A 9111-nucleotide genomic window follows, 5' to 3' on the forward strand; every position below is an offset into this window, starting at 1 on the left:
CTTCATCAACTAAGGCCCGGCAGCCCCACGCGGCGCACAAGGCCGGCCGCCCTCCGGGGCGGCCGGCCTTTCCCTTTGCCGGGTCGGTCCTTGAGCGGCCAGTCGACGGGTAAGGGAACTTCACGGCGGTCCACGTGCCCGGTACCCGCACCCGCGGGGATCCACACCACCCGTCCGGGCGCCCGATGCGGGAGTGCGGCCGAGGGCCCGGCAGTGCTCAGACCAAGGCCCGAAGGGGCGCCGGCCGCCCTCCCGGCCCGACAGCGGCGAGGGAGGGCGCCCGCGGCCGCCCTGGCCCGCCAAAAGGCATGGAGGGTCATCAATAGCCCTGCCCATCACGGGTTCGGGAAGAGCGCCACACTTGCGCGCCTGTTTCACGTGAAACCGCACCTACTCCGTTCATGCGAGCCGGCGCTGCGCCGACCGCCAGATGGGGAAGTCAGATTGCGTACGTAGCGCACCCCCGGTGTAGCGATATCCCTCAATTGGAGGACCGAGCCCTCCGAAAAAATCTGCGCCGATGCCCGGGTATTTGGTGAACGACGGGTGCCAGCATCGCAGCGCTTACGTAGACGCCCGACGGAGGCTCTGGTTTCACGTGAAACTGAAGCGGAGCGACCGTACCGCCGCTGGTTGATGGACGATCGACGCGCCCACCAGGATCGGCTGCTGCACTCGACGCCCCGCGTGGATTCGAGGACCAGGACTTCGCAAATGCAGGCGTTGAGAGATGTCCGGACCCACGGGTGTCCACGCTCGTGGAAACATGAGCCCAGACCTTCCGATGCACAACCCGTCGCTTGCACGCCTACGCGGACGCACGGTTGCAGGGCGCAGGGCGCAGGGTGCAGGAGCATAGGGGTGCATGGGGAGAAATGCGGAGCGCAGGCCTGAAGACCAACTATTCCCATCTCTCTCGCGCCAGCACGGAACCGCGCACCGGTGCTGCACCGACCGAGGATCTCGGTCACCGACCACTCTCGCGAGAGTCCCGCCGCATCCGTCTCGTGGAGGCAGCATTCGAGACGACCCGCGGTCCCATGCCACCTCGTTTCACGTGAAACCACCGCGTGTCGAGCGGCCCTTGGCATTCAATCCTCCTCCTCGGGCGAACCGAGCGCGCCACGACAGGAACGCCAGGACGACTCGCGATCGCTCAGTCGGAGGGCCGGGTCGGCCGTGACCGCCGGCGGTCGTAGAGAAGCGAGACCGCTCAGGCGAGAACCGAGGCGATGCTGTCGGCGGGAGGCACACCACACGCGGGAGTGGCCCTCCGAGCAAGAAGCGAGCGGGTCAGCCCAGCGGTACCTCGGCACATCTGTCGAAAGCCGTGATCAAGGTGCGCGTGTCACCCCACACCCTCAAGGAGTTGAGTGAGCGATCCCCCGCCTCTCTAGAGCTGTCCACTGACTCGCAGCAGCCAATGGACGCCGCCCACGGGAGGGTTGGCGGCAATCATGACCGCTCCCGCCGACCAGGGAACGACTCCGCGCCCTCGAAAATCGAGATCAGGAGGCAGTCCGTCGTGATGCCAGAACGCGCAGAGCCCCGGTTTCACGTGAAACCGGGTTGCCGCAGATGCTCCACCGAATCCCTCCCGCGACAGCGCCGGTCGTCATCCCAAGCTTCGGCCAGGCTGAGCTGGAGCCGGAGCGAGTAGAAGGTCGAACCGCCACGCCCCAGGCATCTGACCTGAGAAGAACACGCTAGTGAGCGTTCAACACCTTGATGGCGTTCGCTGTTTCACGTGAAACAGCGAACCCCAACCGCTGCTGAGGCGCTACGGGCTCACCGGCATTGTGAGCCGCAGTGAGCGGTTAGCGGCCCACCGATAGCGGCCGGCAACGGATGGGAGCCGGAGCGAGCAGTTGGCCCAACCGCGGCGCCCTTGGCGGCACACGTGGGAAGCGCACCATGGCGACGGTGCATAAGCTTGGTCAGAGCCGACGGTTTCACGTGAAACAGTGGGCCCGATCGCTTCTGAGATTCTCCTGGCCCACCGGCACAGAAGGTCGCGATCAGTCGTCAGCCGCCGACCGGTAGCCGCCAGCAACGGGAGAGCGCCGAATAGCGGGCATGAAACGCCGCCCGCCATGCTTAGGGACCCTAAGGTCTTTGACCGACGCTACTTGGAAGCCAGAGGCGAAGGGCTGAATCTGGGGACCGAAAGCGTCCTGCGACGGCCACCCGGGTGCATCGTCACGCAGTGGGAGGATCGCCCTACAGATCGGACGTGCCAGCCGTTCGGCACCGGGAGGCGACGAGCGCCTCTAGGACTGCGGCGTATCCGCCAGGACCGGGGAGCCTATTGGCGTCGCGAACCCAATCCGAGGCGACGCGGCTAGCCAGGATCCGCAGGCTATCGTCGGTCGTTTCACGTGAAACGGACCTCCAATCATTCTGTTTCTCTCCTTTGCGCCAGCCGCTCGCCGACATACTTTGGATGAATTTGCGCGGGAGAGTGAGCACTACGGGGCTCGGACCGAGTGATATTGAGCATGGAAAGAAGCCCGGAGAACGCGAATTTGTTTCCGTGCCAGGCTCGGAACCCTCGCAAGCCGCTGTTCGGCGCACACTGCCGTCGGTTTCACGTGAAACGGCGGGTCGACTCGGCTCTCGTGCAGCATCACCCCGCGCGCTCACGCATCGAGTACTGGACAGAGCCTTTGCCATGGGCCGTCAGGCTTCCCGGCGACGGTCCGTCCTTCGGCAAGAGGTCCCGCACCAGGTCGCTCTCCCGAACCCGCGGTTACCTCTCGCCCCGCGCACGCCGTTTCGCGTGAAACCCGCCCGTCCGCCGCAGCGGGGTCAGAGTCCCGGCAGGCGTCGCCGATTCCCTGACCCTGTCCAGCTGAGCGCAACCGCCGCACCGGTATCGAGAGTACGCAAAGCATCGTGTTTGCAGTCGCCTGCTCACTATCACGTCGGGCTACTAGCGGCTCTAACGCCTATTCCTTCAGGCCTTCCTACGCGTTTCCGGTCGGTGAACCGGGCCGCGGGTTCCACCTCGGTGGACCAAGCAAAACGCCGGCCCGTTTCACATGAAACGGGCCGGCGTTCACACAGTGTGTGATGTCGGTCAGTTGGAAGGTGGTGCCAACACGGTCATGATGCGGTTCAGGTCATCCACGCTCGCGAACTCGATGCTCACCTTGCCCTTGCGGGCGCCGAGCGTGATCTTCACGCTGGTATCGAGCCGGTCCGAAAGCGAGGTCGCCAGGTAGTCAAGGCGTTCATGGCGTGCAGCATTGCGGGGTGCGGTCGGCTTTGCCTGCCTCCGCAACCCGTCGCTCATTGCCACGATCTCCTCGGTAGACCGCACAGAAAGGCCTTCGGCGACGATGCGCTGTGCCAGCTTCTCCATATCGGCCTGGTCTGCAAGACCCAAAAGTGCGCGGGCGTGTCCTGCGGACAAAACGCCAGCCGCCACACGCCTTTGAACCAGCGGTGGGAGCTTCATCAACCGAAGAGTGTTGGAAATCTGCGGGCGCGAGCGCCCGATCCGCTCAGCCAGCTCCTCGTGAGAACAACCGAAGTCGTCGAGCAGTTGCTGGTACGCCGCCGCTTCTTCGAGCGGATTGAGCGAACTCCGGTGGAGGTTCTCGAGCAGTGCGTCGCGCAACAGGTCATCATCGGCCGTGGACCGGATGATCGCTGGCACACGTTCAAGCCCGGCCTCGCGGGTCGCACGCCAGCGGCGCTCACCCATGACCAGCTCGTAGGGGGCATCGCCCTTCTCCGAGGAGGGGCGGACGACGATGGGCTGCAGCACCCCGATCTCACGGATGGAGTGCACCAACTCGGCCATGTCATCGGCGTCGAAGACCGAACGTGGCTGCTTCCGGTTGGGGTGGATGGCATCGAGCGGCAGTTCGGCGAACCTGGCGCCCGGAACCTCGAGAAGACCTCCCGTGTCGCCGTCCACTCCGTCAGCGAGTGCGGGCTCCGCGTCCCCGCCTGCAGCTGCGGTATCGGGCGTCCCGCTCTCGGCAGGCATCGCTGCCTCTACCGGCGCTTCCCGCTCCTCAGCCGCTGCAGGCTCCGCTACGGCCGCCGCTTCCACCTTCACAGGGCTCACAGCGGTTTCCTTGGTGCCCTGAACGGCCGCTTCAGCCTTCTGGAGAGCGTCCGCAGCTTCGCGTGCGTCTAGGGCCGTACCGACCGCTCCGCGGGCGTCAGCCGGCTCCGGCGCCTGTTCTGGCTCCGGGCGAGCAGCCGGGGCAGCGGCAACAGCCGGACCCTCCAACGCTGGCGCGGCCTTCTTCCGCCCCTTGGTTGCGGTACTGGGGGCGGTGGACGACGGCACGGAGGAAGCATCTGCCGGCGCGGGGGAAGATTCCGTTTCACGTGAAACCTCGGCCGAGGGGGCCACCGTGGCCGTTTCTACGGAGTCCGCGGCCGGAGGGACTGCACCGCGTTTTGCCGGGGGTGCAGTCTTCGCCGGGGGCTTTCCACCATTGCGGCGCGATGGAGCGATCAATGCATCCTTGTTGATTCCGCTGCCCCGCTGCGCACGCTTCGCCCCGGGAGTTCCGTCATGTCCCTGCCCGGAGGTGAAGAAGAGATCGGCCGGACGGCCGGACTGCTTGAGGGACTCGGAGGACACCTCCGTCTCTTCGGGAGGGGCGCTGGGAATGAGCGCCCCCAGACCACGGCCAAGACCCCGGCGCTTTTCCGCCATTGGTTACCCTTTCAGATTGCGAACGGCTTAGGTTCGCGACATACGACGCTAGGAACAGTGTAGGGGCGGCCCAGCGGGCACCCGTTCAGGCTAACTACGTTCGGCGATTTCCGCTGCGGCCTCAAGGTAGGACAGGGCGCCGGACGACGACGGATCGTAGGTCATGACGGTCTGCTGGTAGCTTGGGGCCTCGGAAATTCGAACCGAACGGGGTACGACCGCCTTCAGGACCTGCTTCGGGAAGTGCTCCCGCACTTCAGCGGCCACCTGGGCGGCCAGGTTGGTCCGCCCGTCGTACATCGTCAGCAGGATGGTTGAGACAACCAGATCCGCGTTGAGGTGCTTCTGGATCATCTCGATGTTCTTCAGCAGCTGGCTCAGTCCCTCCAGTGCGTAGTACTCGCACTGGATCGGGATCAGAACCTCCCGCGCCGCGACGAACGCGTTGACCGTCAGCAGTCCAAGGCTTGGCGGGCAGTCGATGAAGATGTAGTCAAGGCGAGGCTGACCGTTTTCGGCGCGCTCCTTGGCGTACACGTCGATGGCACGGCGCAGGCGCTGCTCCCGGGCGACCAGGGAGACCAGCTCGATTTCGGCCCCCGCGAGGTGGATGGTCGCCGGCGCACAGATCAGGTTGTCGATGTCCGGGCATGGTGCCACGACCTGGCTCAGCGGCAGGTCGTCGATCAGGACGTCGTAGATGCTGTCGACTTCGGCGTGGTGGGGGATTCCCAGCGCCGTGGAGGCGTTTCCCTGCGGGTCGATATCGATCACCAGCACGTTGAGGCCGGAGGTAGCGAGTGCGGCGGCGATGTTGACGGTGGTTGTGGTCTTACCAACCCCGCCCTTCTGGTTGCTGATGGTGACAACGCGCGTGGACTCCGGCCGCGGAAGCTTGCGTCCCAGCAGCTTCTCCCGCCGCCGGGTCTCACTGGCCAGCTCCCTGCCCAGCGGGGAAGACTCGTCCATCGCTTCCATCACGCTGTTGCCCTTGCCGCCCTTCTTGGCTGGAGCTTCCGTGGAGTCGGACAGTGAGAAGGTTGTTTCACGTGAAACGATTCCGGTGTTTGCGGGGTCCGCAAACACTTCCGGTTGAATTTTCCCGAGCCCTACCGCCAGCGGCGCTCCCGCAACCAACATGGTCGAGTTCCGCTTAGATGCGGTGTCTTTCATAGTCACTCGGTAGCTCACTTCCAACATGCCAGGCACTGTTACTTCTAAGACTAACGGGTTGCCTGACCTTGCCGGCGTTCCCGCGCGGCGATCCGGCCACCGGCTCTCGGCTCGGGATCCGCGGCCGACGCCGGGATCAGCCGACGGTGATGCGGACCACCGTCGTCGGTTCCTCCAGCACGGCCTCGCCTGCTGTGACAATCTCGACGCTGCTTCCGCCCAGGCGGCGGATGACCTTCCGGGCGTCGGCCACCTCTTCCGCGGCGCTGCGGCCTTTGATCGCGAGGACCTGGCCTTCGCCCCTGAGCAGGGGCATGGTGAGGCCGGCCAGCTTGGACATCGCGGAGACAGCCCGTGCGGTGACCACATCGACGTCGACGGACTTGACGGCCTGTTCGGCACGGGCCCGATGGACCGAGACGTTATCGAGGCCGAGGTCATCGACGACCTCATTGAGCCAGGCCACCCGGCGTTCCAGTGGTTCAACCAGCACAAGGGAAAGGTCGGGACGCGCGATGGCCAGGGCGATCCCCGGCAGGCCCGCGCCGCTTCCGACGTCGCACACGGACTTGCCGTTCCCGATCAGTTCGGCGACGACGGCGCAGTTGAGGACGTGCCGCCCCCACAGCCGGGGGACCTCGCGGGGACCCAGCAGCCCGCGCTCGATACCGGAAGTGGCAAGGTGCTCCACAAAGCGCTCCGCCAGGGCGAACCGTACACCGAACACCGCCTCCGCGGCCTTCCGTTCCGCATCCGTGGGAAGCACTGCCGGAGGCGTTCCGCCGACGGAGACTTGAGGGTCCTCAGTCATCGGCGGTGGAGACCACGATGTGCCGGCCGGGGCCTTCGCCCTCCGACTCACTCACGAAGCCGAGCTCGGCCACGGCATCATGGACGATCTTCCGCTCGTAGGCGCTCATCGGTTCAAGTACTACTTCGGCACCGGATTCCTTCGCCTCGGCCACAGCGTCTTCGGCGATCTTCCGGAGTTCATCGCCGCGGACGCCACGGTAGCCGTCGACGTCGAGGACGAGCCGGGAGCGGTTCGAGGTCGCGGTCAGCACGGACAGCCGGGTGAGCTCCTGGAGTGCCTCAAGCACCTCACCGTCGCGCCCGACCAGGGCCTTCAGCCCGTTGTTGCTGCGGTCCTCGGAGACGATGGAGATGTAGGTGCGCCCGCTGCGGACCTCGATGTCGATGTCCCCGTCGATGTCGGCGATGTCGAGGAGCTCTTCCAGATAATCGGCAGCGACGTCGCCTTCGTCCTCGAGACGGGAGGCCTTGGAGGTGTCGTCGCCGTCCTCCTCCGTGATGTCCGCAGGTTCGGGGCGCTCGTTATCGATGCTCATTTTTTCTTCCTCTTCTTGCGCTGGGGCTGGACCCGCTGGACTCGAGGCTGTGCGACCGTCTCGACGACGGGTTCGCCCTTCCGCTCACCGAGCAGCGGGAGAGCCGGCAGCCCCTTCTTGGCGCGCCTCTCCGCGAGGGCCTTGGCTGCCGGGGAGCCGGGAGTAGGCATGCGCCGGATGACGTAGAACTGCTGGGCCATGGTCCAGATGTTCGTGGTCGTCCAGTAGATCAGGACGCCGATCGGGAAGTTGATGCCACCGATGCCGAAGACCAGGGGAAGGATGTAGAGCATGATCTTCTGCTGACGCATGAAGGGGCTCTGCATTGCCTCCTCGGACATGTTCTTCGCCATGATCTGCTTCTGGGTGATGAACTGCGAGGCCGTCATGGCGATGATCATGAGGACCGAGAGGATGATCACACTCAGGTTGATGTTGCCGCCGAAGCTGCCAAGGAACGTTGAGGACAGCGGCGCACCGAAGATGGTCGCGTCATCGAACTGCCGCACTTCCTGCGGTGAGAGGGCACCGATCCCTTCGCCTTCCCTGCTCGCCTTCGAGATTCCGTTCAGGACGGTGAAGAGAGCGAAGAAGAACGGCATCTGGATCAGGATGGGCAGGCACGCCGCGAATGGGTTGGTCCCGTGCTTCTTGTACAGGGCCATCTGCTCCTGCGTCATTGCCTGACGCGAAAGCTGGTCGGTCTTCCCCTTGTACTTCTGCTGGAGCTTGCGCAGGTCCGGCTGCAGGGCCTGCATTCCGCGCTGGGCCTTGATCTGCTTGACGAAGACAGGGATCAGGGCCGCCCGGATCACCACGACGAGGCCGATGATGGACAGCGTCCAGGTCCAGCCCGACGCCGCATCGAGTCCCAGGAAGGTGAAGCCCTCGTGGAACATCACCATGATCCAGGACACCAGCCACCGGAAGGGGAACAGAATCGTCCCGAAGAAATCCATAATCTGTTAGCTCCTCGAACCGCTCAGGCGGCCTTCGTCATCGTCCGGAATCACCGGGTGGTTCAACACAACTATCGCGGGCACTTTCCCCTCGGGAAAAATCCTGCCACCCGGTGGCACGTGGTCCACGCCGCCGTCGTTCCAGGGATGGCATCGCAGGACCCTCTTCACCGCAAGCGTACTTCCCCGGAGGGCACCGTGGACGGTGACCGCCTCAAGTGCATAGGCCGAGCAGCTCGGGTAGAACCGGCAGACAGGTCCGTAGAGGGGGGAAACGATCCGCCGGTAAACCTTCAGCAGCAGGATCAGCAGGCCACGGGGCGCATCGCGCAGGAGGCTCCAGTACCGGGGTCCGGTCGCCGTCACAATCCCGTGTCTCCCTTGTCCCTGAAGCGCCGGAGCGCGCCGGCTGCCGCCTTGTCGAAGTCGCTGCTCAAATCATCCCACCCCGCGAGGGCGGAAGCGGGAAGGGCACGGACCACAAGGTCGAGCCCCTGCGGGTTGCGCGCGATGAAGGCTGCGGCCGCGGCTCGCAGCCTTCGCTTGACGAGATTGCGTGTCACGGCGTTCCCGACGTTCTTCCCGACGATGAATCCGCACCGGCTGGGCCCAGCCGGACGGGGCAGGGCATATAAGACGACGTTCCGGCGCCCTGAGCGGGCACCGGAACGTACGGTCCGTGCAAAATCTCCGGCGACGCGCACCCGGTGGATCTTCGCGAGCATCGACTGTGCCTCTCCTAAGGAACCGGAAAAGTATCGAACACCGCGCGATCCAGGCCGGGCTTCATCGCGGAAAGGGTTGTACCGCTATGCCGACAGTTCCGTGCGGCCCTTGCTGCGGCGTGCCGACAGAATGGCACGGCCTGCGCGGGTACGCATGCGAAGGCGGAAACCGTGCTTTTTGGCACGACGGCGGTTATTCGGCTGAAAGGTCCGCTTGCTCACTG

The 9111-nt window shown here is 65.2% G+C and carries 8 protein-coding genes; all 8 read right to left on the reverse strand.

Going from position 1 to position 9111, the window contains the following annotated elements; all coding sequences use genetic code 11:
- Positions 1-3079: 3079 nt before the first annotated feature.
- The 8 genes from QZX79_RS09585 to rpmH all read right to left on the reverse strand — a co-directional run bounded on the left by QZX79_RS09585 (position 3080) and on the right by rpmH (position 9109).
- The gene (locus QZX79_RS09585) at positions 3080-4306 is read right to left on the reverse strand and encodes a ParB/RepB/Spo0J family partition protein (RefSeq protein WP_294567938.1); all 1227 of its coding nucleotides are present in this window, start codon (positions 4304-4306) and stop codon (positions 3080-3082) included.
- A 465-nt stretch (positions 4307-4771) separates the two neighbouring features.
- Positions 4772-5713 carry a ParA family protein gene (locus QZX79_RS09590; RefSeq protein ID WP_294567940.1) on the reverse strand — a complete coding sequence of 314 codons (942 nt, stop codon included), beginning with the start codon at positions 5711-5713 and terminating at the stop codon, positions 4772-4774.
- A 277-nt stretch (positions 5714-5990) separates the two neighbouring features.
- Positions 5991-6665, reverse strand: coding sequence for a 16S rRNA (guanine(527)-N(7))-methyltransferase RsmG (rsmG, locus tag QZX79_RS09595; RefSeq protein WP_294567927.1), 675 nt, complete (start codon positions 6663-6665; stop codon positions 5991-5993).
- Positions 6658-7203, reverse strand: coding sequence for a R3H domain-containing nucleic acid-binding protein (locus QZX79_RS09600; RefSeq protein ID WP_294567931.1), 546 nt, complete (start codon positions 7201-7203; stop codon positions 6658-6660). Before QZX79_RS09600 ends, rsmG begins: the two co-directional genes overlap by 8 nt.
- On the reverse strand, positions 7200-8162 hold the full coding sequence (gene yidC, locus QZX79_RS09605) for a membrane protein insertase YidC (RefSeq protein WP_294567934.1): 963 nt from the start codon (positions 8160-8162) through the stop codon (positions 7200-7202). The genes QZX79_RS09600 and yidC overlap by 4 nt, the downstream gene beginning before the upstream one ends.
- Before the next feature lie 6 nt (positions 8163-8168).
- Positions 8169-8531, reverse strand: coding sequence for a membrane protein insertion efficiency factor YidD (gene yidD, locus QZX79_RS09610; protein WP_294567942.1), 363 nt, complete (start codon positions 8529-8531; stop codon positions 8169-8171).
- Positions 8525-8887 carry a ribonuclease P protein component gene (rnpA, locus tag QZX79_RS09615; RefSeq protein WP_294567936.1) on the reverse strand — a complete coding sequence of 121 codons (363 nt, stop codon included), beginning with the start codon at positions 8885-8887 and terminating at the stop codon, positions 8525-8527. The genes yidD and rnpA overlap by 7 nt, the downstream gene beginning before the upstream one ends.
- 84 nt (positions 8888-8971) lie before the next feature.
- Complete coding sequence (rpmH, locus tag QZX79_RS09620) at positions 8972-9109, reverse strand: 50S ribosomal protein L34 (protein ID WP_055854070.1); 138 nt, start codon at positions 9107-9109, stop codon at positions 8972-8974.
- Between the last annotated feature and the right edge of the window lie 2 nt (positions 9110-9111).

This window comes from uncultured Arthrobacter sp., assembly GCF_902805515.1.
GTDB lineage: Bacteria > Actinomycetota > Actinomycetes > Actinomycetales > Micrococcaceae > Arthrobacter_D.

Excerpts from the sequence above, each read along its gene's own strand:
- rsmG (WP_294567927.1), bottom strand. The coding sequence starts at position 6,665 with ATGACTGAGGACCCTCAAGTCTCCGTCGGCGGAACGCCTCCGGCAGTG.
- QZX79_RS09600 (WP_294567931.1), bottom strand. The coding sequence starts at position 7,203 with ATGAGCATCGATAACGAGCGCCCCGAACCTGCGGACATCACGGAGGAG.
- yidC (WP_294567934.1), bottom strand. The coding sequence starts at position 8,162 with ATGGATTTCTTCGGGACGATTCTGTTCCCCTTCCGGTGGCTGGTGTCC.
- rnpA (WP_294567936.1), bottom strand. The coding sequence starts at position 8,887 with ATGCTCGCGAAGATCCACCGGGTGCGCGTCGCCGGAGATTTTGCACGG.